This window comes from Sphingomonas sp. 67-41, assembly GCF_001899725.1.
Classification (GTDB): Bacteria; Pseudomonadota; Alphaproteobacteria; order Sphingomonadales; family Sphingomonadaceae; genus Sphingomonas; species Sphingomonas leidyi.
Map to the genome: position 1 here is coordinate 84,514 of NZ_MKWJ01000008.1, position 23,781 is coordinate 108,294.

General features: G+C 65.5%; 22 protein-coding genes and 3 pseudogenes. 15 read left to right on the plus strand and 10 right to left on the minus strand.

Annotation, left to right across the window (positions count from 1 at the left end):
• Positions 1 to 21: 21 nt before the first annotated feature.
• Entirely contained in the window at positions 22 to 327 is a 306-nt protein-coding gene (locus tag BGP17_RS04295; RefSeq protein ID WP_070156436.1) for an EthD family reductase, read from the minus strand.
• A 103-nt stretch (positions 328 to 430) separates the two neighbouring features.
• Positions 431 to 1,399, minus strand: a complete 969-nt coding sequence (locus tag BGP17_RS04300) for a LysR family transcriptional regulator (RefSeq protein ID WP_190287182.1) — start codon at positions 1,397 to 1,399, stop codon at positions 431 to 433.
• A gap of 118 nt (positions 1,400 to 1,517) precedes the next feature.
• Here BGP17_RS04300 and styA point away from each other — a divergent pair, with 118 nt between their 5' ends.
• The 6 genes and pseudogenes from styA (at position 1,518) to BGP17_RS04330 (ending at position 6,237) form a co-directional block, all read left to right on the plus strand.
• Entirely contained in the window at positions 1,518 to 2,786 is a 1,269-nt protein-coding gene (gene styA / locus BGP17_RS04305) for a styrene monooxygenase subunit StyA (protein WP_070156438.1), read from the plus strand.
• A gap of 58 nt (positions 2,787 to 2,844) precedes the next feature.
• Positions 2,845 to 3,345 carry a flavin reductase family protein gene (locus BGP17_RS04310; protein ID WP_070156439.1) on the plus strand — a complete coding sequence of 167 codons (501 nt, stop codon included), beginning with the start codon at positions 2,845 to 2,847 and terminating at the stop codon, positions 3,343 to 3,345.
• 48 nt (positions 3,346 to 3,393) lie between these two features.
• Complete coding sequence (gene styC, locus BGP17_RS04315) at positions 3,394 to 3,927, plus strand: styrene-oxide isomerase StyC (protein WP_223806530.1); 534 nt, start codon at positions 3,394 to 3,396, stop codon at positions 3,925 to 3,927.
• Between the two features lie 68 nt (positions 3,928 to 3,995).
• A complete protein-coding gene (locus BGP17_RS04320) occupies positions 3,996 to 4,709 on the plus strand; it encodes an OmpW/AlkL family protein (RefSeq protein WP_083276925.1) in 714 nt (237 codons plus the stop codon).
• Between the two features lie 356 nt (positions 4,710 to 5,065).
• Positions 5,066 to 5,597, plus strand: a pseudogene (locus tag BGP17_RS04325) (IS5 family transposase); the annotation flags it as partial.
• A gap of 409 nt (positions 5,598 to 6,006) precedes the next feature.
• A complete protein-coding gene (locus BGP17_RS04330; protein ID WP_070156447.1) occupies positions 6,007 to 6,237 on the plus strand; it encodes a MerR family transcriptional regulator in 231 nt (76 codons plus the stop codon).
• 196 nt (positions 6,238 to 6,433) lie between these two features.
• Here BGP17_RS04330 and BGP17_RS04335 read toward each other — a convergent pair.
• Positions 6,434 to 7,761 (minus strand): annotated as a pseudogene (locus BGP17_RS04335) (IS66 family transposase).
• Between the two features lie 489 nt (positions 7,762 to 8,250).
• On the opposite strand from BGP17_RS04335, the pseudogene BGP17_RS04340 reads away from it, so the two are divergent.
• Positions 8,251 to 8,415 (plus strand): annotated as a pseudogene (locus BGP17_RS04340) (JAB domain-containing protein); the annotation flags it as partial.
• 102 nt (positions 8,416 to 8,517) lie between these two features.
• Here the strand turns inward: BGP17_RS04340 and BGP17_RS04345 are convergent.
• The gene (locus BGP17_RS04345; protein WP_286711120.1) at positions 8,518 to 8,889 is read right to left on the minus strand and encodes an EF-hand domain-containing protein; all 372 of its coding nucleotides are present in this window, start codon (positions 8,887 to 8,889) and stop codon (positions 8,518 to 8,520) included.
• Positions 8,890 to 9,158: 269 nt separating this feature from the next.
• Here BGP17_RS04345 and BGP17_RS04350 point away from each other — a divergent pair, with 269 nt between their 5' ends.
• The 5 genes from BGP17_RS04350 (at position 9,159) to BGP17_RS04370 (ending at position 15,175) form a co-directional block, all read left to right on the plus strand.
• Entirely contained in the window at positions 9,159 to 9,803 is a 645-nt protein-coding gene (locus BGP17_RS04350; RefSeq protein ID WP_286711121.1) for a DUF1287 domain-containing protein, read from the plus strand.
• 46 nt (positions 9,804 to 9,849) lie between these two features.
• Positions 9,850 to 11,160, plus strand: coding sequence for an adenylosuccinate lyase (gene purB, locus BGP17_RS04355; protein ID WP_286711122.1), 1,311 nt, complete (start codon positions 9,850 to 9,852; stop codon positions 11,158 to 11,160).
• Positions 11,157 to 11,759, plus strand: coding sequence for a biliverdin-producing heme oxygenase (locus BGP17_RS04360; RefSeq protein WP_286711123.1), 603 nt, complete (start codon positions 11,157 to 11,159; stop codon positions 11,757 to 11,759). The genes purB and BGP17_RS04360 overlap by 4 nt, the downstream gene beginning before the upstream one ends.
• The gene (locus BGP17_RS04365; RefSeq protein ID WP_286711124.1) at positions 11,749 to 14,301 is read left to right on the plus strand and encodes an HWE histidine kinase domain-containing protein; all 2,553 of its coding nucleotides are present in this window, start codon (positions 11,749 to 11,751) and stop codon (positions 14,299 to 14,301) included. The genes BGP17_RS04360 and BGP17_RS04365 overlap by 11 nt, the downstream gene beginning before the upstream one ends.
• Before the next feature lie 67 nt (positions 14,302 to 14,368).
• Positions 14,369 to 15,175, plus strand: coding sequence for a hypothetical protein (locus BGP17_RS04370; protein ID WP_286711125.1), 807 nt, complete (start codon positions 14,369 to 14,371; stop codon positions 15,173 to 15,175).
• Positions 15,176 to 15,554: 379 nt separating this feature from the next.
• Here the strand turns inward: BGP17_RS04370 and BGP17_RS04375 are convergent, their stop codons facing one another.
• A complete protein-coding gene (locus BGP17_RS04375) occupies positions 15,555 to 16,334 on the minus strand; it encodes a helix-turn-helix domain-containing protein (RefSeq protein WP_286711126.1) in 780 nt (259 codons plus the stop codon).
• Between the two features lie 122 nt (positions 16,335 to 16,456).
• Here BGP17_RS04375 and BGP17_RS04380 point away from each other — a divergent pair, with 122 nt between their 5' ends.
• The gene (locus BGP17_RS04380) at positions 16,457 to 16,846 is read left to right on the plus strand and encodes a hypothetical protein (RefSeq protein ID WP_167301500.1); all 390 of its coding nucleotides are present in this window, start codon (positions 16,457 to 16,459) and stop codon (positions 16,844 to 16,846) included.
• A 43-nt stretch (positions 16,847 to 16,889) separates the two neighbouring features.
• Here the strand turns inward: BGP17_RS04380 and BGP17_RS04385 are convergent, their stop codons facing one another.
• Complete coding sequence (locus BGP17_RS04385) at positions 16,890 to 17,231, minus strand: winged helix-turn-helix transcriptional regulator (protein ID WP_286711127.1); 342 nt, start codon at positions 17,229 to 17,231, stop codon at positions 16,890 to 16,892.
• Positions 17,232 to 17,395: 164 nt separating this feature from the next.
• Between BGP17_RS04385 and BGP17_RS04390 the strand changes: the two genes are divergently transcribed.
• A complete protein-coding gene (locus BGP17_RS04390; RefSeq protein WP_208413810.1) occupies positions 17,396 to 17,971 on the plus strand; it encodes an NADPH-dependent FMN reductase in 576 nt (191 codons plus the stop codon).
• Positions 17,972 to 18,042: 71 nt separating this feature from the next.
• Here BGP17_RS04390 and BGP17_RS04395 read toward each other — a convergent pair whose 3' ends face one another.
• From BGP17_RS04395 to dnaK, 4 genes are all read right to left on the minus strand, one after another.
• Complete coding sequence (locus tag BGP17_RS04395; protein ID WP_286711128.1) at positions 18,043 to 18,429, minus strand: glycine zipper 2TM domain-containing protein; 387 nt, start codon at positions 18,427 to 18,429, stop codon at positions 18,043 to 18,045.
• Between the two features lie 124 nt (positions 18,430 to 18,553).
• Positions 18,554 to 19,501: a tail fiber protein gene (locus BGP17_RS04400; RefSeq protein ID WP_286711129.1), complete on the minus strand. Its 948-nt coding sequence runs from the start codon at positions 19,499 to 19,501 to the stop codon at positions 18,554 to 18,556.
• 316 nt (positions 19,502 to 19,817) lie between these two features.
• Positions 19,818 to 20,939, minus strand: a complete 1,122-nt coding sequence (gene dnaJ, locus BGP17_RS04405; protein ID WP_167301504.1) for a molecular chaperone DnaJ — start codon at positions 20,937 to 20,939, stop codon at positions 19,818 to 19,820.
• A 132-nt stretch (positions 20,940 to 21,071) separates the two neighbouring features.
• Positions 21,072 to 22,988, minus strand: a complete 1,917-nt coding sequence (gene dnaK / locus BGP17_RS04410; protein ID WP_167301505.1) for a molecular chaperone DnaK — start codon at positions 22,986 to 22,988, stop codon at positions 21,072 to 21,074.
• A gap of 161 nt (positions 22,989 to 23,149) precedes the next feature.
• On the opposite strand from dnaK, the gene BGP17_RS04415 reads away from it, so the two are divergent.
• Positions 23,150 to 23,590, plus strand: coding sequence for a copper chaperone PCu(A)C (locus BGP17_RS04415; protein ID WP_167301506.1), 441 nt, complete (start codon positions 23,150 to 23,152; stop codon positions 23,588 to 23,590).
• The last annotated feature ends 191 nt before the right edge of the window (positions 23,591 to 23,781 follow it).

The window sequence follows — 23,781 nt, forward strand, 5'->3', positions numbered from 1 at the left end:
ATATCTTGCCGGTGATACCGGTCAGAGCGCGAGGGTTTCTCCCGTCATCACGGTCACAAGCTTGCCCGCGAAGTCCATGGCGTCCTTCCCGCACGCTGCGTTTTCCGGACTCTTGAGCGCCGCCGCCAATGCGGCGTCATCCGCAAAGCTCATTTCCGCCAAGAGGAAGACACCCTCTTCTCCGACCAGCGTCCTGCTGATCCGGGTAATGGCAACGTCGACGAGGCCGGGCAACGCGCGCACCAGCGGCATATGCACCTCGCGATAATGCCGCAGGAACTCCTCGGCGTCCTCCGGGGCCCGATAAAGGGCAAGCATCTTCTTCATGGCGTCTCTCCCGTCTTTTTGCATGCTGACGACATTAATAGCATGAACGGTCAGACGGCTAATCACAAGCGTTATGGCATCGTCACGGCAAAATCAATTGATGTCAGATCGGGATCGGCTCGTCCGGACGCACGAAATGTGGCTGCGGCCTCGCAAGCGCAGGGTCGATGCGGGCGAGCAGGTCACGGCTCTGCATCATCCGCGCCGCCGCGAAATCGATGAAGGCCCTCGCCCGCCGCGAAGGGTAGCGCGATTGGGGGTAGACGATGCTGACTGCGATCGACGGTAGGAAATAGTCCCGCAACAGAATCTGGAGCGCCCCGCGCTCGAAACCCTCGACCGCCAGCCATGCCGGCACGATCGCGACGCAATGGCCACCCATCGCGGCTTCAAAGGCTGTGTCGTCGCTGTTGGTGATGAAGCGTCCACTGACCTTGATGGCCTGCCGGCCGTTCTCCGAATCGAATGCGAGGACGCCGTCTGCCATCCACGGCGCGCACGCCACTTCATGGTCTTCAAGATCGATAGCGGTCTCTGGGATACCGTTGCGGGAGAGATACTCGGGCGAGGCCACGACAAGCCATTCGAAGCGCCTGACTGTCCGCACGATAAGCGGACCTTCCGAGGGCGCGTCCGTCACCACCGCGAGTTCGAAACCGCCGGCGGCCAGGTCCGGCTCCTGCTCTGCCACGATAAGATCGACCGAGACCAGCGGATTGAGCTCGAGGAATGTGTGGACCAGCGGCCGCACGAGACACCGCCCCAGCGTGTGCGGCACCGCGATCTTCAAAAGTCCGCTCGCTTCCGGCTGCTGCCCGTGCACGACGGCATGGGCCATTTCGGCCGCATCGAGCATGCGGTGGACATGTTCATGGATCCGCTCGGCCTCAGCCGTCGGCCGAATCTGGCGAGTCGTTCGATGGAAGAGCTGGATACCGAACTCCTTTTCGAGCGCTGCGATATGCTTGCTGACAGTCGACTGAGCGATGCCAAGCTGCCGCCCGACCGCGGAAAAGGAGCCGAGCTCCATCATTTTCGAAAAAGCGGCGTAGGCTTCGAGGCGGTCTGTCATACCTATTCCATATGGAATATATACTAGCACGAACAGGCGATTTACGCCTGAACGCTCGGTCGGTAAATAGGATGAAACAAAATAAGCAATTCCCGACCATCCGCGAAAGGAAGAGGATATGACGAAATCGATCGGCATCGTCGGCGCCGGCACCGCAGGCCTTCATCTTGGCCTCCACCTTATCGAGAACGGCGTCGAGGCGACGATCTACACCGATCGGCGGCCCGAGGAATATGCGTCGATGCGCCTCCTCAACACCGTGGCTCACCACCATGTCACCGTGTCCCGCGAGGACCGGCTTGGCGTGAACCATTGGCCCGATGCCGGCTATGCAGGGCATTATTATTATATCGGCGGCCCGCAGCCGCTCGAATTCTACGGGAAGCTCGAAAAGCCGAGCCGGGCCGTCGATTATCGCATCTATCAGCCCGCTTTGATGGAGGATTTCGCAGCGCGCGGCGGGACCATCGTCTATGAGCCGATCGCCCACGAGGATCTGCCGGAGATCTCCGAAAAGCACGATCTGATCGTCATATGCACCGGCAAGGGCCCGTTCGGCCAGATGTTCGCCCACGAGCCCGCCTATTCGCCATTCGATCGGCCGCAGCGCGCGCTGTGCGTCGGACTCTTCAAGGGCATCCGCGAGACGGAAACGCGCGCCGTGACGATGTTCTTCTCTCCCGGACAGGGCGAGATGATCGAGATTCCCACTCTCTCGTTCAACGGCATGGTCAGCGCGCTCGTCATGGAGAACCATATCGGCGGCGATCTCGAGATCCTCGCCAAGACCAAATATGACGACGATCCCAAGGCCTTCATCGCGCTTCTTCTCGAAAAGCTGAAGAAGCACTATCCGACCTGCTACGAGCGCATCGACCTCGACACCTTCGATCTTGCCAATGGGCCGCTCGACATCCTCCAGGGCGGTGTCACGCCAACCGTGCGCGCGAGCTACACCAGGCTGTCGAACGGCAAGCTCGCGGTCGCGCTCGGCGACGTGCAGGCCGTGGTCGATCCGGTCCTGGGCCAGGGCGCGAACATGGCATCCTATGCCGGCGTGATACTCGGCGAGGAGATCGTGGCCAATGAGGTGTTCGACGAGCGCTTCATGGAGAAGGTCGACGCACGTCGCGGTGACCGGGTGCTCAGCGCCACCCGCTGGACCAACTATATCCTCCGTGGCTTCAACACGCTTGCGCCTGAGCTTCTGCAGTTCATCGGCGCGATTAGCCAGAACCCGCCGCTCGCCGACGAGTTCACCGAGAACTTCAACTTCCCGGAGAAGCAGTGGGACTGTTTCTCGAGCCCCGAGCGCGTCCAGCGCTGGATCGAGCAGCGCCTCTCGGTGCCGGCGAACGACGAAGAAGTCACAGTTGCAGCTGAATGAGGAAGGTCGGCCGGCCGCTGGGGTGCGGGCCGGCCTTCACCTTCCGGGGAGACACCCGATGTCCGTAACCGATGACATATTTCGCAGAGCTCTGTCCTGCCTCGCGGCCGGCGTGAGCATCGTATCCACCCAGCGTGATGGGGACCGGCGGGGAGTGACCGCAACTGCCGTCTGCTCGGTCTCGGCGTCGCCGCCTACCATCCTCGCCTGTGTGAACACCGCGACCGGAACGTGTCAGATGATCAGGGAAACCGGCCTGTTCGCGGTCAATCTGCTGGCTCAGCATCATCAGCCGGTAGCGGAAGTGTTCGCGGGCCGGAGCGGCCTGCAGGGTGACGACCGGTTCGAGCATGGTGATTGGACGGCGGGCGATGTCCACGGGCTGCCGATCCTCCAGACGGCACTTGCAGCGATCGAATGCCGAGTCGACCATCAGGTGCAGGCCGGCACCCATGTCGTATTCTTCGGCGTCATACAGGGCGTTTATTTTGCGGACCATCCGCCGTTGCTGTTTCACGGCGGACGCTTCCACGCGCTTCCGGTCGCTGCCGCCGCCTGAGGTGAAGAACACCCGGGAAAACAATGAGGAGAGGATAATATGGCAACTTTGGCGTCCCGCTCGCAAGCATCGGCTTCCCCGACGGAAAAGGACGATGCATTCCATCGCGTTGCATTGCGCAATGTCATGCTTGGCAACGGCGTGCTCATGATCTTCATGGCCCTGGTCGGAGGCCTCGGCCTGTGGATGTATCTGCTGGGCGGGATCTTCCCGCTCCCCGGCATCGACTGGAAATTCCAGCTCCCCGGCTCGGCCGAAGGCTGGGCGCGCGCGCACACCGGACCCGTCATGAACGGGTTGATGGTGATCGCGGTCGCATTCATCCTGCCGCTCCTCTCCTTTACGCCGAAGCAGGCGCGCCTCTGGGGCTGGATCGTCGTTCTCGACGGCTGGTCGAACACCGGTTTCTATTTTTTCGGAAACTGGGCGCCGAACCGCGGCCTGTCATTTGGCCCCAACAAATGGGGCGATGCCAATATCTTCAGTTTCCTCGCGCTTGCCCCTGCTTATCTGTTCGGCGTCCTCGTGATGATCGCGCTGTTCATGATCGGGCTGCGCGCGATCCAGGATGCCCGGCGCTGAGTTGCCGGAACACTTATCCGAAGACGATTCAGTAGAGCGCAGCACATTGCGCCATGGGAGGATGATTTATGAAGGCAAGGATCATGGCCGCGATCTGCGCGGTTTGCATTACGGCACCTGCGCTGGCCGACACGCCCGAGCCCGGTGCCGACGCGACGCCCCGAGCGGCCGACGCCCCCGCACCCCCGCCCGTTGCGGAAGAGGCACCGTTCAAGCACTGGTTCATCCGCGCCGGGCCGGCCGAAGTGATTTACGATGAGGGCGCCAAGATTTCTGTCGGGGGCCAGCAGGTCCCCGGAGCAAGCGTACGCGTCAAGAACAATTTCACCGGCGAGATCGAGGGCGGTTATTATTTCAACCCGAACGTTTCGGTATCCCTGACGGTCGGCGCACCGCCGACCGCCACGCTGTATGGCACCGGCCCCTTAGCCGGGCTCAAGCTGGGCAAGGTGACCTACGGTCCGGCCGTCGCCGCCGTTCAGTATCACATCACCAACTTTGGCAAGCATTTCCAGCCTTATCTGGGCTCCGGCATCAACTATACGATCGTGCTCAAGAACCACGATGCGGCGGTTCAGAACCTGAAGGTCAAGAGCCCGGTAGGGGTTGTTCTCCAGGGTGGCATCGAGAGCTGGCTGAGCAACCGCTTGAGCCTTTTTGTCGATGCAAAGCAGATTTTCCTCAACACGACCGCTCGCGGTACGGTGGCGGGCGCGCCGGCGAGGGCCAACATCCGCATCAATCCGCTGATCGTGACAGGCGGTTTGAGCTTCCACTTCTGACAAGCGGGTTCGGCGCGGCGCAGTCAAAAGGATGGATAGGACATCATGGTAGTCATTTCCTGTCCGAAATGTGGTCTACGGGGCTGCATAGCCTCTCCCCCCGAGTCTGCTGCGCCGAACGACAACGAAAATATGCGCGAGTTTCTCCCGCCCGAGGGATTTCGCAAGGTCCAGCTTGGATGGAGGGTCGGCACCTTGCGGCTATATTGCATGACCTGCGGGCTGCCGGCGGAAGCCTTGAATTCAAATCTCGGATGAGGTGACCTCAGGGGCCTCTACGCTAGGCTCAGGATCTATCAAATCATTCGCGGAGATGAGGATCGGTTGATTCGATGACGGAGTTGGCAGGCCTTGCCATGAGCGATTTGATTCGGTTGTCGGAGGCGCAGATGTGCCGGATCAAGCCATATTTGCCGCTGTCGCATGGCGTGCCACGGGTAGACGACCGGCGGATCATCAGCGGCATGATCTTCGTCATCAGGAACGGCTTGCGATGGCGCGACGCGCCCGACGACTACGGTCCGTCGAAGACGATCTACAACCGCTTCGTCCGGTGGAGCCTGCTTGGCGTGCTCAACAAGATCTTCTCCGCCCTGTCGGCGCGGGGCGGCAAGCCCGACCAGCTGATGATCGATGCGACGCACCTGAAGGCGCATCGGACCGCCGCCAGCCTGCTCAAAAAGTGGCTGTTCGCAGACGTATCGAACGCACAAAAGGCGGCCTGAATTCCAAACGCCATGCCGTATGGGACGGCAACGGCAGGCCGCTGATCATGCCGATCAGCGAGGGGCAGGTGAGCGACTACAAGGGCGCCGCCCTCATGCTCGACGCCTTGCCCGCGCCAAAACGCTGCTCGGTAACCGAGGCTACGATCCCGACTGGTTCCGCACAGCGTCGCTGGGCGCGGCTGAGTAGTCCCGGGGCGCTGCCCCGGCGCCCATCGGACCTGATTCCGCCCAGCTTCCTCCACGCGCGAGCGCGTTCCGTGCAGCCGGTTCCCGGCGAAGCCACCGCTCCGGCTGCCCGTCTCGCATCTCAACCGTCATATGTCGACCACCACGGCGCTTCCTCAAGGAGCGCCGGGTCGGCTCCGAGACCAATCCACGCACCAGAAGAGCAAAATGAAGCAAGAAGCTCCATTTTTTGTCTCTCTATACGCTTATCGATTGGTTCGGCACTTCATTGCCCCACCCATTGCGCGGCCAGCCGGATCACCTCATTCTTTGTCGACCCAAGCGTCACCACATGAGTCGTCCAGTCAAAGAAGTCTTCAGGATAAAAACCAATGGGGCATCCTATGTCCGACAATAAGTATCTGACTGTCGAGGAAGTGGTCGAACGCTATCGCGGGGCTGTCACTGTCAGCACGTTGGAGAGTTGGCGGGGAATGCGGATTGGCCCCGCGTTCATCAAGGTAGGGAAAGCTGTCCTGTACCCTGTCGAGGAATTGGACGTCTGGGACAAGAAGAACATGGTTGTCTGCAAGCCTTCCAAGGTGATCGGCCGGGCTCGCGTCACAGAGGTCTAATAGCTCTTGCTCCCTACCGTTGACGAGCCGCGCACGCGTCCCCAACAATAAAGGCCCCCACATCGAGCCCGATCGACAAGCCTGCCGGCGTGGCAAGCACTCCAAAACGAGGAACGCCGCGGACCAAGCAACTGTTGTCAGTCCCTCTGCGGCGTCAAGGTAACTGCTCACGGGGTTGGCTCGGGATCGAGGCGGATCAGGCGATAGCGAAATTGCCGTCGACGGGATTGCGGATGGCGCGGAGCGCGGATTGTCCGGAGAGACGGGCCGTTCCGGTCACAGAGCGATAGCCCGCATGAATCTGTGCATCCCATCCCGAGCGGAAGCCGTTGGTGACCTTTCGAACACCACCGATGGGCAGATCTCTCTCTCGGAGATGTTGTTGGTTGCTGGGACCTCGCGGTTGGAGAGGAAGACGAAGAACTTCCCTCGCCACGCTTTGATTTGTCTGAGGAGCGCCTGTCCGGCCGGATGGACGATCGGCATGCGCATCAACCGGGTAAGCACATTGTCGGCCTTGGCGGCATAGGTGGCCAGCATTGTGTCTTTCAGGCTGCTCCGTCGCTTGCCAATGCGGATGGCCCAACGCAGGTGATCGCGGACTTTCAGGGCAAAGGCCCCGTTGCCGCAGTCGATGGCGTATTAAACATCGCGCAACACGTGGGCGAGGCGCACCGGGTGCGCTTTGCCCAGTTCCTGTTGACCGGCATAGCGATCAGAGATCTACACATCGGGCTGATGGCCGCCGAGCACCTACTCAGCGACGCTGCGTGCCGGCGTGGGGCGACTTGTGCGGGACGGCTTTGTCGGAGAGGAACACCCGCTGCCAATGGATGACGCCGTTGATGCGGATCGTCGTCTCGTCCGATGCGATCACCCGCATGGTCAGCAACTTGTCGATCGCTTTGGTACACTGCCGCCCATGCGGCGCAAGACATTGGCGATTGCCCCTTCGGAGATGACCAGACCGAACAACTCGTCGGCAAACCGGGCCAAGCGTTCAAAGCCTACATGGTGGCTGTGATGCAGATATGCGAGCAGCGAGCCGATCCCGGGGCCGAACAGCGTGCCCGGCGCCATCTCGGCAGGCGCCTCGGCGCGATATTCGCGGCAGCGGCCACCGAACAACTCGATGCGTGTGACGATCGGCCAGATCGCAGGCAAATCGATGTGATCATAGCGATGACGGCAGCGCTGGACCTGACCCGAAACATCGCTGTCGCAATGCCCGCAGGCCGTCGCCATGACCCGCTCGGTCTTATCCGGTGTCTCGGACAGAGGCCGGTGCCTGCCAACTCGCGAGGGGCGCTTGCCGTCCTTCGCCTTGCGGCCCTTACTGCCACCCTTGCCGAAATCGTCCTTCGAGAGCGGGACGCGTGAGTTCTTCCACGTCTTGCGCGGCTTACCGACCGGCGCCTCCAGTTCCGAAATCCGAGCCGCCATCCGCTCGATCATCTCGTGCTGTGTAGGCAGCAGTGCGTTCCTCTCCGCCTCGGTCAGAACATGAAGCGGCGGCGGCGACATGCTCAGGCTGAATCAAATCCTGATTCCGGGCGCAACACCTTTTCTGGCAACCCCGTGAGCAGTTACGCGTTAAGGTCGGAGGCCCTTGTCTTTTCCTCAAGGACTTGCTTACAAAAATCCGGATACGGCACCGTATTTGCCTCACGCGTTGACGAAAGTTCGCGGACAGCCGAGGACGCCGTACGGTAATCATTTCTAGCAAATTGATAGTACTGCCATCGCCAATAGATGACCCACTCGCTGCGTCTTGGCGCGGCTTTTCTCCCGTATGACTGGGAGCTGTCATCTCGAACGCGCTGCCAGACTCACATTGTCCCAAGGTTAAAAAGGGGACTATAACCGCATTCAATATGGGTGCACGGGGGTGTGTCATGGTAGCGTAACGAGGAGGCGTGAGCGGGATTTAATCCGCCCCTCATTTCAGCCCCCAACGAGATTTAATCAGTATAATTTTCGAATTAAATCAATCATTTATTCGTGCAAGCTGGGATGATCCACAACCATCCCTCGGGCGACCCCTCGCCCAGCCGCGCCGACATCGAGATCACGCGCCAGATCGTCGCTGCGGGCAAGGGGCTGGGGATCGGCGTGCACGACCACATCATCCTGGGGCGCGAGGGGCACGCGTCGCTCAGGGGACAGGGGCTGATCTAGGGACGGGTTTGCGAGAAGCGGCCGGCAAGCCAAACGGCCGCCGGAGGCAAGTCCGGCGGCCGTTCGGGAGCAAGCGCCATGCGCGGGCGCGACGGGAAGGGATCAGCCCAGCTGCTTCGGAGTCAGGAACACGGTGAGTTCCTGCTTGTTCACCGAAGCGCTCTTGTCGGTATCGGCGCTGGCAAAGGCCTGGTTGGCCCAGGTCGCCGCCTCGGCGCTTCCCGGCTGGAAGTTCGGCTCCGCGGCCTTGCGCAGCGCCCCCATCCAGGCGGCGAACTCGGTCGCGTCCAGCCTGCCGTCGCCATCCTTGTCATAGCTGCCGAAGTCGCGGCCCACTGCCTGGGCGACCTGTTCCTGCGTGGCGGCCGGAGTCGCGACGGGCCCGGTCGCCGCCGAGGCGGCAGCCGCCGGCTGGCCGGGCGCAGGCGACGCCTCCTGCGCCGCGCCCTGGGCCGGCTGCGTATTATCCTGCACGGGCACCTCCTGCGCAAAGACAGGAACAGCGAGCAACATAGAAGTAGTGAGAATAATCGACTTCATCATGAATATATCTCCTAAACTTATCAGGAGATATATTCATATTTCTCCTGACGTTATTTTTAGAAACTCTCCACATCAACCCATGATCCGGCGATCATGTTCCCGATTTCATCGCGACCAGCCTCACCCCCCTTCACAGGCTCGATTTGCCGCATTTCATTTGCCCTGTGGCGCATGCGTCACGGGCGGTGCAGGATGGCGCGATGTTCGATCGCCGCACCTTGCTGTTCGGAATGGCCGCCGGCCTCGCCGGCTGCGGCGGCGCCCCGAAGGCATCGGGAAAGGCCGACGAGCCCCGGCCGCCGCGCTTCGCCGCCAGCGGCCCGGCCGCCAGGCTGGTCTCCGCCGCGCGCGCCCAGGTCGGCGTCACGCGCAGCTACGACTCGGCCTATACCCGGCTCGCCTTCCCCAATGGCGACGTGCCGCGGGAGAAGGGCGTGTGCACCGATGTGCTGATCCGCGCCTATCGCGACGCCTTCGGGATCGATCTCCAGGCGCTGGTCCATGCCGACATGAAGCGGGACTTCGCCGCCTATCCCCGCAAATGGGGGCTGGCCCATCCGGATCCGAGCATCGATCACCGGCGCGTGCCCAATCTCGCCCGCTTCCTCGCGCGCACGGGCGCCGCGCTGCCGGTGCCCGCCGACGGCAAGGGCTGGCTGCCGGGCGACATCTTCACTTCCGCGCCCGCGAACGGCATGGGCGGCACCGCCACGCATATCGGCCTGGTCTCGGACCTGCCCGGCGCCCATGCCCCGATGATCCTCCACAATATCGGCCGCGGCGCCCGCGAGGAGGATGCGCTGCTCGACTGGCCGATCACCGGGCGCTTCCGCTGGAAAGTCTAGGGCGCGCTTGCTAGGGGGCCGCCATACCCCCGGCGAAAGGCTTGCAATGGTTCCCCGTTATTCGCGCCCCGAAATGACCGCCATCTGGTCGCCCGAGGCGCGCTTCCGCATCTGGTTCGAGATCGAGGCGCACGCCACCGAGGCGCTGGCCGAGCTCGGCGTGGTGCCGAAGAGCGCCGCCAAGGCGCTGTGGGACTGGTGGGCGACCAACCCGGCGATCGACGTCGCCGCGATCGACGCGATCGAGGCCGTGACCAAGCACGACGTGATCGCCTTCCTCACCTGGGTGGCCGAGCAGGTGGGCGACGAGGCCCGCTTCATGCACCAGGGGATGACCAGCTCGGACGTGCTCGACACCTGCCTGGCCGTGCAGCTGGCCCGCGCTTCGGACATCCTGCTCGCCGATCTCGACCGGCTGCTCGAAGTGCTCGAGCGCCGCGCCCATGAGCACAAGCTCACGCCCACGATCGGCCGCAGCCACGGCATCCATGCCGAGCCGGTCACCTTCGGCCTCAAGCTCGCCGAGGCCTATGCCGAGTTCAAGCGCAACCGCGAGCGCCTCGTCGCCGCCCGCGCCGACATCGCCACCTGCGCCATTTCGGGTGCGGTCGGCACCTTCGCCAATATCGATCCACGCGTCGAAGCGCATGTCGCCGCCAAGCTCGGCCTCGCGGTCGAGCCGGTCTCGACCCAGGTGATCCCGCGCGATCGCCACGCGATGTTCTTCGCCACGCTCGGCGTGATCGCCTCGTCGATCGAGCGCCTCGCCGTCGAGGTCCGCCACCTGCAGCGCACCGAAGTGCTCGAGGCCGAGGAATATTTCTCGCCCGGCCAGAAGGGCTCGTCGGCGATGCCGCACAAGCGCAACCCGGTGCTGACCGAGAACCTCACCGGCCTCGCCCGCATGGTGCGCAGCGCGACGATCCCGGCGATGGAGAATGTCGCGCTGTGGCACGAGCGCGACATCTCGCACTCGTCGGTCGAGCGCTATATCGGCCCGGACGCGACGATCACGCTCGATTTCGCCCTGGCCCGCCTCACCGGCGTGATGGACAAGCTGCTCGTCTATCCGGCGCGCATGCAGAAGAATTTGGACCGGATGGGCGGCCTCGTGCATTCCCAGCGCGTGCTTCTCGCCCTCACCCAGGCCGGCGTCAGCCGCGAGGACAGCTATCGGCTGGTCCAGCGCAATGCGATGAAGGTGTGGGAATCGGACGGCGAGCTCTCGCTGCTCGAACTGCTCAAGGCCGATCCGGAAGTGACCGCCGCGCTCTCGCCGGCGGAAATCGAGGACAAGTTCGACCTCGGCTATCATTTCAAGCAGGTCGACACGATCTTCGAGCGCGTCTTCGCTTGACGCCGAGCCGCAAGGCGCTGCGCGAGGCGACGGCCAACGCGCATGACCGCGTCGATGCGGCGTTCGCGGATTTCGACCTGGCCGACCGGGAAGGCTATGCCCGCTTCCTCGCCGCCCATGCCGATGTGGTGTGGCCATTGGAAGCGGAGCTGCCCGGCGAACGGGTAATCGCGGACTGGGAGGAGCGGAAACGCGGACATCTGCTCAGGGAAGACCTGGCCTTCCTTCGCTCTGCCTTTCGTCATCCGCGCGAAGGCGGGGACCCGGAACCGCAGGCGATGTCCTCCATTGCCCTGGATCCCCGCCTTCGCGGGGACGACGGAAGTTGGGACGCTCCCGTCATCGCCGGTACGCTCTACGTCCTCGAAGGCTCGCGTCTCGGCGGCAAGTTTCTTGCCCGCCGCCTGCCCGCCGGATTTCCCCGCGCCTATCTTGATGCAGATCAGCGCGCCGAAAAGTGGCAGCAACTACTGAGGGTTATCGACGGCCTGCTTCGCGAACCGCTCGCGCTGGACGCCGCTCTCGCCGCAGCGCTTGCCACTTTCACGGCGTTCGAGCGTTCGGCGGAGAAATGGCGAAGGGCAGAGATTGGCCAGTAACCGCGATTTCGAAGTCGATCTCACCAATTGCGATCGCGAGCCGATTCATGCGCTGGGCGCCGTCCAGCCCTTCGGCTTCCTGCTTGCGCTTTCGGTCGACTGGCTGATCCGCCGCGTCTCGGCCAATGCCGAGCACTTCCTCGAACAACCCGCCGACGACCTGCTCGGCACCTCCGCCATCCCGCTGCTCGGCGAACACGCCGTCCACACGCTGCGCAACCGCCTCGCCATGCTGCGCGGCGCCGACGCGGTCGAGCGGGTCTTCGGGCTGCGGATCGCCAGCGGCCGCTGCTTCGATTTCGCGCTGCACATGATCGGCGACACGATCGTGCTGGAGGGCGAGGATTGCAGCGAGGACGCCTCCACCGATATCGGCTCGGCGATCCGCGCGATGATGGCCCGGCTCGACGAGACCGCCGATGCCGCGGCCTTCCATCGCGAAGGCGCCCGCCAGGTCCGCGCCTTGACCGGCTTCGATCGGGTGATGGTCTATCGCTTCGATCGGGACGGTTCGGGCGTAGTGGTGGCCGAGGCTGCCCGCACCGGCATCGGCAGTTTTCTCGACCTGCGCTATCCCGCCAGCGACATCCCGCAGCAGGCGCGCAAGCTCTATGTCCGCACCCCCTTCCGCATCATCGCCGACGTGAATGCCGAGCCGGTGCCCGTGCTGCCCCGGCTCGACGAGAGCGGCACGCCGATCGACCTTTCCCTGTCGGTGCTGCGCTCGGTCTCGCCGATCCATATCGAATATCTGAAGAACATGGGCGTCGGCGCCTCGCTCTCCATTTCGATCATCGTCGAGGGCCAGCTCTGGGGCCTGTTCGCCTGCCATCATTATGCCGCACGCTGCCCCAGCTTCGAACGGCGCTCGATCGCCGAGCTGTTCGGCCAGATGTTCGCGCTCAAGCTCGAGAGCCGCGAGCGCAAGGAGCTCGCCGCCTATGAGCTGGCGGCGCGTTCCGCCAGCGATCGGCTTCTCGCCGCGGTGGCCGGCGATTCGACGCTGCTCGACAATCCCGAATGGCTCGGCACGATGATGCGCGAAACCGTGCCGTGCGACGGCATCGCGATCTGGCTCGACGGCAGGGTCTCCTCCTCCGGCATGACGCCGCCGCCCGCTGCATTCCCGGCGATCACCCGCCGACTGAACGCAATGGCCGCGGGCAGGATCTTCTCGACCGATCGCCTCGCAGACACCCTTCCCGCCGCCGCCGGCTATGACGATGTCGCCGCCGGCCTCCTCGCGATCCCGATCTCGCGCCGCCCGCGCGATTACGTGCTGCTGTTCCGCCAGGAGAAGATCCGCACGGTCAGATGGGCCGGCGACCCGCACAAGCCCGCGCAGCTCGGCCCCAACGGCCCGCGCCTCACGCCGCGCAAGAGCTTCGAATTATGGAGCCAGGAAGTCCGCGGCCGCTCCGAGCCCTTCTCGAACGCCGAGCTGCGCGTCGCCGAGATGCTGCGCGCGTCGCTGATCGAAGTCGTGCTGCGCCTCAGCGACGAAGCCCAGGAGGAGCGCCGCCGCTTCTCCGAGCGCCAGGAACTGCTGATCGCGGAGCTGAACCACCGCGTCCGCAACATCCTCAGCCTGATCCGCGGCCTCGTCCGCCAGTCGCTCGATCCCGAGGCGGATGCCCGCAACACCATCCATCTGCTCGAAGGCCGGATCGAGAGCCTCGCCCGTGCGCACGACCAGATCACCCAGGACAATTGGTCCGCGGCACCCCTGCTGCGGCTGATCGAGACCGAGGCCGCCGCCTATCTCGCCGGCAAGGCGGGCCGGGTGGAAGCCGACGGGCCGGCGGTGCTGCTCCATCCCCAGGCCTTCTCGGCGCTGGCGCTGGTGCTGCACGAGCTGATGACCAACTCGGCCAAATATGGCGCGCTCTCGGACAATGGCTCGGTCGCCATCGACTGGCGGATCGAGCGCGACGGCGACCTGGCGATCGCATGGCGCGAGCGCGGCGGCCCCGCCGTGCAACCGCCGAAGCGGCAAGGCTTCGGCACCACGATCATCACGCGCTCGATCCCCTATGACCTGGGCGGCCGCGCCGAGGTGCGCTATCCGCTTACCGGGCTCGAAGCTGATTTCCGGGTGCCCGCCCGCTATATCGAGATCGACTCGAACCGCGCGGGCCACCCTGCGGCGGCCGCCGCGCCCGCGCCGGGCACCGCCGCGCCCATGCTGCTCTCGGGCGTGGTGCTGCTGGTCGAGGACAGCCTGATCATCGCCATGGACGCCGAGGACATTCTCACGCGCCTCGGTGCCCACCGCGTGGTTACCGCCGGCACGCTCGCCCAGGCGCGCGAGGAGATCGCCCGCGAAACGTTCGAGGCCGCGGTGCTCGACGTCAATCTCGGCGCCGAGACCAGCCTGCCGCTTGCCGACGACCTCACCGCCGCCGGGGTGCCTTTCCTCTTCGCCACCGGCTATGGCGAGCAGCTCAAGCTTCCCAGCGAGCATGCCGCTGCCCTTGTCACCCAGAAGCCCTATACGCTCGCCAGCATCTCCCGCGCGATCTCCGACCTGCTTTCAATGTAGGATTTCGCCGGATACGACTCGCAAGCTCCCCCCTCTTCCAGGGACGGGAATCTCAGGGAGGGGTCGCATGCCAATCGGCGCATCGGTGGGGAAGAACGGCGTCAACGACCTGGCGGACGTGCTGGTCGTCCAGCACCTCCTCAACGACTGGCTCGGCGCCACGGGCCAGAAGCCGCTTCCGACCAGCGGCGAATGCGGCACGCGCACCATTGCGGCGATCACCGCCTACCAGGCGCAGGTGCTGGACGCAGCCAGGCCGGACGGCCTGATCGGCCCCGGCGGCAGGACCTGGCTCGCGCTCGCCGCCGGCCAGGGCACCCGCCCGCCGCTCGCGGGTGCGGAATGGTGGAACGCCAACCAGGCCAGATATCCGAACAGCGCCGCCGTCGCCGACCTGGTCCAGCCCTTCCGCGACAACGTCGCCGCCTTCCTGAAGGCACTGAAGGACGCGGGCGCCAGCGTCACGATCTCCGCCACGCGCCGCAACGCCCTGCGTGCGCAGCTGATGCATTACAGCTGGCGGGTGGCGAAGGGGCTGGTCGCGCCGAACAAGGTCCCTGTCCTGCCCGGCCTGGATATCCGGTGGGATCATGGCGACCTCGCCAGGTCGAAGGCCGGCGCGCAGGCGATGTGCGACCTGTTCCAGATCGCCTTCGAGCCCTCGCTCACTTCGCGCCATATCGAAGGCCGCGCGATCGACATGACGATCGGCTGGAACGGCACGATCAAGGTGAGGGACAAGCAGGGCAAGCCGCGCGAGATCGCCGCTCCGCGCTCGGGCGACACCAACCCCGATCTCCACAGGGTCGGCGCGACCTATGGGGTGATCAAGCTGGTCTCGGACCCGCCCCACTGGAGCGATGACGGGCGGTAGCTCGGGGGCTCAAGCAAATATTTGATTTCCTGCCGTCATCCCGGCCCGCGCGTCGCTGGCGATGGAAGAATATGAACCCCAGCCTAGGGCGGATCGACATTTACGAGACTGGCGGTCCCAGGCGGCTCCCCGGCGAAGGCCGGGGCCCAGCATCGGGACGCTAGCGAGATACGCGAACCTCTCGAACGATGTTGCAACTGGGCCCCGGCCTTCGCCGGGGAGCAAGAAGCGCGGTCCGGCTCTCATCGCGCGCCCAAATGTCGATCCGTCCTAGACCTCGATCAAGACCTTGATTTCTTTCGCCATCCCCACGCAGGCGGGAATGACGGGCCAGGCTGAATGAGGCTCAACCCAGGCCGAGGACCATATTCCCCATCCCTCAAAGCCCCCGCAGCCGCTCCGCCGTCATCGCGTCCGCCGGATAGAAGGCCTCGATCGCCAGTTCGTCGAGCGTCACGTCGAGCGGCGTGCCGAATACGGTGGTGGTGCTGATGAAGCTGAGTTCGCCCAGCGGCGTGGCGAGCCGCAGCGGGATCGCCACGCCGCCCATGTCCTCCAGCTGCCCCGCCCCGTCCGGAAAGGGATAGCCCTCCAGCTCGACGACCAGCGCCTCCAGCCCCTGGTCGCCGGTGGTCATCGCCTGGCGCCGCAGCCGCTCGAGCAGGTGCGCCCGCCATTCGGCGAGGTTCAGGATCCGCGGCGCCAGCCCCTCGGGATGCAGGCTCAGGCGCAGCACGTTGACCGGCCCCGCCAGCAAGTGCGGCGCGCAGCCGGCGAGCAGCGGCGCGACTGCCGCATTGGCCGCGACCAGATGCCAATGCCGGTCGACCGCCAGGGCCGGCCAGGGCTCGTGCCCCTTCAGCACCAGGTCGATCGCCCGCCGCGCCGCCGCCAGGGCGGGATCGTCGAGCGCTCGCTGGGCATAGAGCGGCGCGAACCCCGCCGCGAGCAGCATCGTGTTGCGTTCGCGGAGCGGCAGCGCGAGCTGGTCGGCCAGGCGCAGCACCATCTCGCGGCTCGGCCGGGTGCGCCCGGTCTCGATGAAGCTCAGATGCCGGGTCGATATCTCCGCATCCAGCGCCAGGTCCATCTGGCTCAGCCGGCGGCGGCGGCGCCATTCCCTGATCTGGTCGCCGAGCGGGCGTATGGCTGGCTGCACGGATCGTCTCCTTCGCCGCTTCTCTGCCCGCAAGCTGCGCCGGTTTCCATTACCTCCCGCGTAATCGACCCGGCGCGCCGATGCCGTCAGCTTTGCGTCATCACCAGCAAGGGAGACGACTCATGACCAATCCGATCCATTTCCTCCGCGCCGTGCTCACGATCGACGCAGTCACCTGCCTGGGAATGGGCGCGCTGCTCGTCGCCGCCGCCGGGCCGCTCGCCGGGTTGCTCGACCTGCCCGCGGCGCTGCTGTTCGAGGCCGGGCTGCTGCTCTTCCCCTCGGCCGCGTTCATGCTGTGGGCGGCGCGCCAGGCCGACCGGCTCGAATGGCCGGTGCGCGCCATCGCCCTGCTCAACCTGGGCTGGACCGCGGCCAGCTTCGCGGTGATCGCCCTGCTCGCGCCGAATCCGCTCGGCGCCGCCTTCGTCGCCGTGCAGGCGCTGGCGGTGGCAGGGCTCGCGGCGCTCGAATTCCACGGCCTGTCGCTGTTCCGCCGCGCCTTTGCCTGAGCGGGACGAAGGGAGCCCGGCGCCTCCGCCGGGCTCCCTTCGCTCAATTGCCGCCCCGATCCTCCGCCGCCGCGTCGAACCGGCGCCGCGCCGTGTCGATCTCGGGCAGGTTCGCCACTACCCATTGGCCGAGCGCGATCACCGGCTGCTGGAGCGAACGCCCCAGCGGCGTCAGCGTATATTCCACGCGCGGCGGGATCGTCGGGAACACTTCGCGAGTCACCAGCCCGTCGCGCTCCAGCCCGCGCAGGGTGAGCGTCAGCATCCGCTGGGAGATGCCCTCGATTCCGCGCTGCAGCTCGCTGAACCGCCTGGTGCCGCCGCTCAGCATCATGATCGTCAGGATGCTCCACTTGTCGCCGATCTTGGCGAGGATCTCGCGCACCGGCGTGCAGCCCTCATGCCGTCCGCTTGCATGCCCTTCGCTTGCATGCCCCCCGCTTACATGGATGTGCCTGGGTTCCAGAAATGTGCCTCCTTGTGGCGATGCGCCCACCGCATCATTTGATCCCCTGTTACGATTCGTAACCGGAAAGGGTCGAAATTTCCATGCTCAACCTCGCACTCGTCATCGGCAGTACGCGCCCGCAGCGTTTCGCGGACGTTCCCGCCCAATGGATCGCCGCCGGCGCCGCCGCGCGCGACGACTTCACGCTCGACACGCTCGACCTGCGCGACCAGAATCTGCCGCTGTTCGAAGAGCCCGTCCCCCCGTCCTGGACCCAGGGCGTCTATTCGCACCCCGCCGCCGAGGCCTGGCGCCACAAGGTCGGCAAATATGACGGCTTCATCGTCACTGCCGCGGAATATAATCATGGGCCCACCGCAGTGCTGAAGAACGCGCTCGATTCCGCCACCTTCGAATGGCGCCGCAAGCCGGTGGCGTTCGTCGGCTATGGCGGCGTCGGCGGCGCCCGCGCGATCGAGCAGCTGCGCGGCATCGCCGTCGAGCTGCACATGGCACCGATCCGGGCCGAGGTGAATGTGGGCATGGAGCCGTTCCTCGGCGTCCTCCAGCAGGGCAAGACGCTCGACGACTACCCCCATCTCGCCGCCGCCCGCGCCACCTTGTTCGACGAGATCGCCTGGTGGGGCAACGCGCTCAAGGCCGCCCGCGCCGCCTGAGCCCCGTGCCAAACGAGAAGGGGCCCGGCGTTTCCACCGGGCCCCTGCCTCCATCTTCAAGTCGCCGGGACTTAGCGGCAGCGACGGCCGCCGCTGCTGTCCTTGTCGATCGCCCGGCCGAGCAGCGCGCCGCCCAGGGCACCGAGCAGCGTGCCGGGAGTGCGATCACCGTAGCGATCGATGCTGCGGCCGACCAGCGCGCCGGCGACACCGCCGATCAGCAGGCCCGTCGTGCCGTCCGAACGGCGGCAATAGTTGCGGCCGTCGCGGCCGCGCCAGCTCGGGCCGTTATAATAGCCGCGATCGTCATAGCCCCGGTCGTAACCACGACGGTCATAGCCGCGATCGTAGCGACCATCGTCGCCCCGATAGCCGTCATAACGCTGCGCCATCGCGGTCGAGGGCAGGGCGGGAAGGGCAACGGCCATGGCCGCGAGGCCCAGAAGCATCTTACGCATGATCTCTTCTCCTCCTTTGGCCGGTGGCTCGGCACCGGGAACGAGGATGGGTCTAGGCGATTCGCCCTGATGCGATGCTGAACTCGCCTTGCAGCTTGCGTTCACGTAACGAAATCGTGGCGGCTCAGGCCCCGGGCATCATCCGGCCGCGCAGATCGGGCAGGCCGAAGCTGGTCTTGCCGTCGCCGCCCCATATGTCCCCGACCGCCTGGAACAGCGTCGGATAGCCGGAGATCGCCAGCATGCTGCCGTCGCACGCCGCCCAGCCCTGCGGGATCTGCGCACCGGCATAGGCCGTCACCTGCCCGGCATAGGCATAATAGGCCGGCGGCTCGCCATCGCCGCTGCCGGGAGCCAGAAGATCGCCGGTATTGATGATATAGTTGAGGCCCAGCCCGTCGATGGTGCCCGGCACCTTCTGGCCCAGCGCCATGCCCGGCCCCAGGCCCACCGGCGCCGCGCCGTTCAGGTCCGGCAGCTGGAAGGTGGTCGTGCCATTGCCGCCGAACGCGGTGCCGATCGCCGCGAACAGTGCGGCATTTTGCTGGACCGACAGCGTCGCGCCGGCGCAGGGCGCCCAGCCGGCCGGCACCACCGTCCCGCAAAAGGGCATCACCGTTCCCGGCAGCGGCGCGTCGACGCTCGCATCCATCGCAATCAGCCAGCCGAGGACGAGCGCGCCCGGCCGCACCCCGCCCACCGGCGCGCCGCCGATCGCGACCCGGGCATGCAGGTCGGGTACGCCGATGGTCATGATTCCGTCGCCGCCGAAACTCGTTCCCATCACCGCCATCAGCGGCTGGTTCGACGCGATCGGCAGCGTGCCGCCAGTGCACGGCCTGGCGCCATAGGCCGGGTAGCTGCCGGCAAAGCTCTCGATCATGCCGACGGTGAATTGCGCGGGCGCGGAGCCGCCCTGCGGGAAGACGCCGTTCATCACCAGCAGCTGCTGCATGCCCGAAGGCGGCGGGGGCCCGGGCCGGAATTCCTCCTCCGCCAGCGTCGGCGGCACGGGCTTCGGCGCCCCGCCGCCGAACAGCCGCGCCAGCAATGCCTTGAGCCAAGCCCACATAAGTGCCTCCCCTCCCTGCAAGACACGCGACTATCCGCGCGCGATCGCAGCCGGGCAGCCCCCATATGGGAGCGAACCGAACCGAAGCGGTGCAAAGAAGGGGGATGCGCGCGTGCCGGGAGGCGGCGCCTGCCGCAATCCCAGCGCCACCCAAGCATCGAGCCAGGATTATGATGGCTAATCAGATGCTTGCGTGCGTTCCCGGCCTAGGGTCAAGACTCGTTCAGCAAACCTTGTCATCCCCGCGCAGGCGGGGATGACGAAGGAAGACGTGGAGACGATACAGGAAAATCAGATGTTTGCTTGAGTTCTCGACCTAGCCCAGCGCCGCCTTGAGCTTGGCGAAGAAGCCCGTCGCCTGGGGGCATTCGTCGCCGGTCTCGGTCGCGCGGAATTCCTCGAGCAGCTCGCGCTGCTTCGCGGTCAGCTTGGTCGGCATCTCGACGACGAGTTCGACGACCAGGTCGCCGCGCCCGCGCCCCTGCAGCACCGGCATGCCGGCGCCGCGCTGGCGCACCTCGCGGCCGCTCTGGGTGCCCGGCGCGATCTTCACGACATGCTTCTCGCCATCCAGCCCGGGCAGGACGATCTCGCCGCCCAGCGCCGCAGTGGTGAAGCTGATCGGCGCATGGGCGAACAGGTTCGTGCCCTCGCGCTCGAAGATCGCGTGCTTCTTGACGTGCAGGAAGATGTAGAGGTCGCCCGCCGGCGCGCCGCGCGCGCCCGCTTCGCCTTCGCCCTGCAGGCGGATGCGGGTGCCTTCGTCCACGCCCGGCGGCACGTTGATCTTGAGCGTCTTGGTCTTGTCGGTCCGCCCCTCGCCGCGGCAGTCGCGGCAGGGCTGCTCGATCACTTCGCCGGCGCCGTGACAGACCGGGCAGGTCCGCTCGACCATGAAGAAGCCCTGCTGCGCACGGACCTTGCCATGGCCGCCGCACTGCTTGCACTGGTTCACCGGGGTGCCGGGCTTGGCACCGGTGCCGTCGCAGGTGTCGCAATGCCCGGAGACGTCGACGGTGATCTCGCTGGTCTTGCCGTGAAAGGCCTCTTCCAGCGTGATCTCCATGTCGTAGCGCAGGTCGGCGCCGCGGCGCACCTGGCGGCCGCCACCCCGGCCGCCGCCCATGAACTCGCCGAATACGCTTTCGAAGATGTCGCTGAACGCGCCGAAATCGGGCTGCGGGCCGGCGCCGCCGCCGCCCATGCCGTTCTTGAACGCCGCATGGCCGAACCGGTCATAGGCCGCGCGCTTCTGCGGATCCTTCAGGCAGTCATAGGCTTCGTTGATCGCCTTGAACTTGGCCTCGTGATCCTTGCACCCGGCGTTCTTGTCCGGATGATATTTGATCGCGAGCTTGCGATAGGCGGACTTGAGCGTGACGTCGTCCGCGGTGCGCTCGACTTCGAGCAGCTCGTAATAATCGACTTCGGTGGTCATTCAAAAAGCCCTCTCCCCGTCAGGGGAGAGGGTTGGGAGAGGGGCACGCCGCCGGAAAGCATCCGCATCGCCACCCCGTCTCCCCCTCTCCCCGGCCCTCTCCCGCATGCGGGGAGAGGGAGGGGACGTTGGTTACGCCTTGTTGTCGTCCACCTCGGAGAACTCGGCATCGACGACTTCCTCGCCGCCGGCCTCCGAACCCGCCGCCGCGCCGGCACCCGCCTGGGGCGAGGCCTGCTCGGCGGTCTGCTTCTCGTAGATCGCCTGGCCAAGCTTCATCGCCACCTGGGCAAGGTTCTGGCTCTTGGCCTGCATCTCGTCGGCATCGCCGCCATCGACCGCGGCCTTGGCCTCGGCCACCGCCGCCTCGATCTCCGCCTTCAACCCGGCATCGACCTTGTCGCCATTTTCCTGGAGCTGGCGCTCCGTCGTGTGGATCAGGCTCTCGGCATTGTTCTTCGCCTCGGCCGCGGCACGGCGCTTCTTGTCCTCCTCGGCGAAGCTCTCGGCGTCGCGGACCATCTGCTCGATGTCGCTGTCCGAAAGGCCGCCCGAGGCCTGGATGCGGATCTGCTGCTCCTTGCCGGTGCCCTTGTCCTTGGCCGACACGTTGACCAGGCCGTTGGCATCGATGTCGAAGGTCACTTCGATCTGCGGCACGCCGCGCGGCGCCGGCGGGATGCCGACCAGGTCGAACTGGCCGAGCAGCTTGTTGTCCGCCGCCATCTCGCGCTCGCCCTGGAAGACGCGGATGGTCACCGCCTGCTGGCCGTCATCGGCAGTCGAATAGACCTGGCTCTTCTTCGTCGGGATCGTCGTGTTGCGGTCGATCATGCGAGTGAACACGCCGCCCAGCGTCTCGATGCCGAGGCTCAGCGGAGTCACGTCGAGCAGCAGCACGTCCTTGACGTCGCCCTGGAGCACGCCGGCCTGGATCGCCGCGCCGATCGCAACCACCTCATCGGGGTTCACGCCGGTGTGCGGCTCCTTGCCGAAGAATTCCTTCACGATCTGGCGGACCTTGGGCATGCGGGTCATGCCGCCGACCAGCACCACTTCGTCGATCGCCGAACCCTTGACGCCGGCATCGGCCAGCGCCTTGCGGCACGGCTCGAGCGTGCGCTGGATCAGGTCCTCGACGAGGCGCTCCAGCTCGGCACGGTTGATCGTCTTCACCAGGTGCTTCGGCCCATTGGCGTCGGCGGTGATGAAGGGCAGGTTCACTTCGGTGGTCTGCGCCGACGAAAGCTCGATCTTGGCCTTTTCGGCGGCTTCCTTCAGCCGCTGGAGCGCGAGCTTGTCCTTGGTGAGGTCGATGCCCTCAGCCTTCTTGAAGTCCTCGGCCAGGAACTGCACCAGCTTGGCGTCGAAATCCTCGCCGCCCAGGAAGGTGTCGCCGTTGGTCGCCTTCACTTCGAACACGCCGTCGCCGATCTCGAGCACCGAGATGTCGAACGTGCCGCCGCCAAGGTCATAGACCGCGATCGTCTTGCCGTCGTTCTTCTCGAGACCATAGGCGAGCGCCGCCGCCGTCGGCTCGTTGATGATGCGCAGCACTTCCAGGCCCGCGATCTTGCCGGCGTCCTTGGTCGCCTGGCGCTGCGCGTCGTTGAAATAGGCCGGCACCGTGATCACCGCCTGGGTGACGTTCTCGCCGAGATAGGCCTCGGCGGTTTCCTTCATCTTCTGCAGGATGAAGGCCGAGATCTGCGACGGGCTATAGTCCTCGCCGCCGGCCTGCACCCAGGCGTCGCCATTGGCGCCGCGCACGATGGTGTAGGGCACCAGCTCGGTGTCCTTCTTGGTCACCGGATCGTCGAAGCGGCGGCCGATCAGGCGCTTCACCGCGAAAACCGTGTTGTCCGGATTGGTCACTGCCTGGCGCTTCGCCGGCTGGCCGATCAGGCGCTCGCCATCCTTGGCGAAGGCGACGATCGACGGCGTGGTACGCGCGCCTTCCACATTCTCGATGACCTTGGGCTTGCCGCCCTCCATCACTGCCACGCAGCTGTTGGTCGTCCCCAGGTCGATACCGATAACTTTAGCCATGGTCCCTCGTTGGCCCCCAGTTCAAATCAAAAAACTTGGCCCCCGCGCCCCTGCTTGGAGGCAGCGCGGAGAACCGGTCACGTTGCCGGATATAGGTGCACACGCGCTTGCCGCAAGAAGCAGGGCTTTCTAGAGGGTTTCCCGAAATGGGAGTAAGGCGGATGCGGCGTTTCTCGACGATCGTTACGGTGGCGGCACTTTCCGCCTGCGCGCCCGCGGGCACGCTTTCCGCCGGCAATGCCTGGGTCCGGCTGCCCGCCGTCGCCGGCCAGCCGGGCGCGGCCTATTTCACCGTGCAGGGCGGCGCGACCGCCGACACGTTGCTCGCCGTCTCCTCGCGCGCCGCGCTGAAGGCCGAGCTGCACGAGAGCATGAAGGGCGAGCATGGCATGATGTCGATGGCCCCGCTCAAGGACGTTGCCATCCCCGCCGGCGGCAAGCTCGCCTTCGCGCCGGGCGGCCGTCATGTGATGCTCTTCTCGATCGGGCCGGCGGTGAAGCCCGGCCAGACGGTCCCGCTCCAGCTGTCCTTCGCCAGCGGCAGGACGATCGCGCTCGACGCCAAAGTGGTCGGCGCGGGTGATCCGGCACCGGGAAGCTAGGCTGAGGACTCATGTTCCACACTCCGGCCTCGAGCCGGAATGACGAGGGAAATCAGGGTCTCGCTCAAGTTCCGGCCCCACGCCCTCCGTAGAATCCCTCCGGGGTGAATTCCCTAATCCCCCGGCAACCATCTCTTTTTCGGTTTCGGAAGAAAAAGTGCTCCAGATTGTGGACCTTAGCAGGTCCCGGT

Bases quoted from the DNA above. Each gene is read 5' to 3' on its own strand.
- BGP17_RS04415 (WP_167301506.1), top strand. From the start codon at position 23,150: ATGCGGCGTTTCTCGACGATCGTTACGGTGGCGGCACTTTCCGCCTGC.
- dnaJ (WP_167301504.1), bottom strand. From the start codon at position 20,939: ATGACCACCGAAGTCGATTATTACGAGCTGCTCGAAGTCGAGCGCACC.
- BGP17_RS04370 (WP_286711125.1), top strand. From the start codon at position 14,369: ATGCCAATCGGCGCATCGGTGGGGAAGAACGGCGTCAACGACCTGGCG.
- dnaK (WP_167301505.1), bottom strand. From the start codon at position 22,988: ATGGCTAAAGTTATCGGTATCGACCTGGGGACGACCAACAGCTGCGTG.
- BGP17_RS04330 (WP_070156447.1), top strand. From the start codon at position 6,007: ATGTCCGACAATAAGTATCTGACTGTCGAGGAAGTGGTCGAACGCTAT.
- BGP17_RS04295 (WP_070156436.1), bottom strand. From the start codon at position 327: ATGAAGAAGATGCTTGCCCTTTATCGGGCCCCGGAGGACGCCGAGGAG.
- BGP17_RS04390 (WP_208413810.1), top strand. From the start codon at position 17,396: ATGCTCAACCTCGCACTCGTCATCGGCAGTACGCGCCCGCAGCGTTTC.
- BGP17_RS04380 (WP_167301500.1), top strand. From the start codon at position 16,457: ATGACCAATCCGATCCATTTCCTCCGCGCCGTGCTCACGATCGACGCA.
- BGP17_RS04350 (WP_286711121.1), top strand. From the start codon at position 9,159: ATGTTCGATCGCCGCACCTTGCTGTTCGGAATGGCCGCCGGCCTCGCC.
- BGP17_RS04300 (WP_190287182.1), bottom strand. From the start codon at position 1,399: ATGACAGACCGCCTCGAAGCCTACGCCGCTTTTTCGAAAATGATGGAG.
- BGP17_RS04395 (WP_286711128.1), bottom strand. From the start codon at position 18,429: ATGCGTAAGATGCTTCTGGGCCTCGCGGCCATGGCCGTTGCCCTTCCC.
- styA (WP_070156438.1), top strand. From the start codon at position 1,518: ATGACGAAATCGATCGGCATCGTCGGCGCCGGCACCGCAGGCCTTCAT.
- purB (WP_286711122.1), top strand. From the start codon at position 9,850: ATGGTTCCCCGTTATTCGCGCCCCGAAATGACCGCCATCTGGTCGCCC.
- BGP17_RS04320 (WP_083276925.1), top strand. From the start codon at position 3,996: ATGAAGGCAAGGATCATGGCCGCGATCTGCGCGGTTTGCATTACGGCA.
- BGP17_RS04310 (WP_070156439.1), top strand. From the start codon at position 2,845: ATGTCCGTAACCGATGACATATTTCGCAGAGCTCTGTCCTGCCTCGCG.
- BGP17_RS04400 (WP_286711129.1), bottom strand. From the start codon at position 19,501: ATGTGGGCTTGGCTCAAGGCATTGCTGGCGCGGCTGTTCGGCGGCGGG.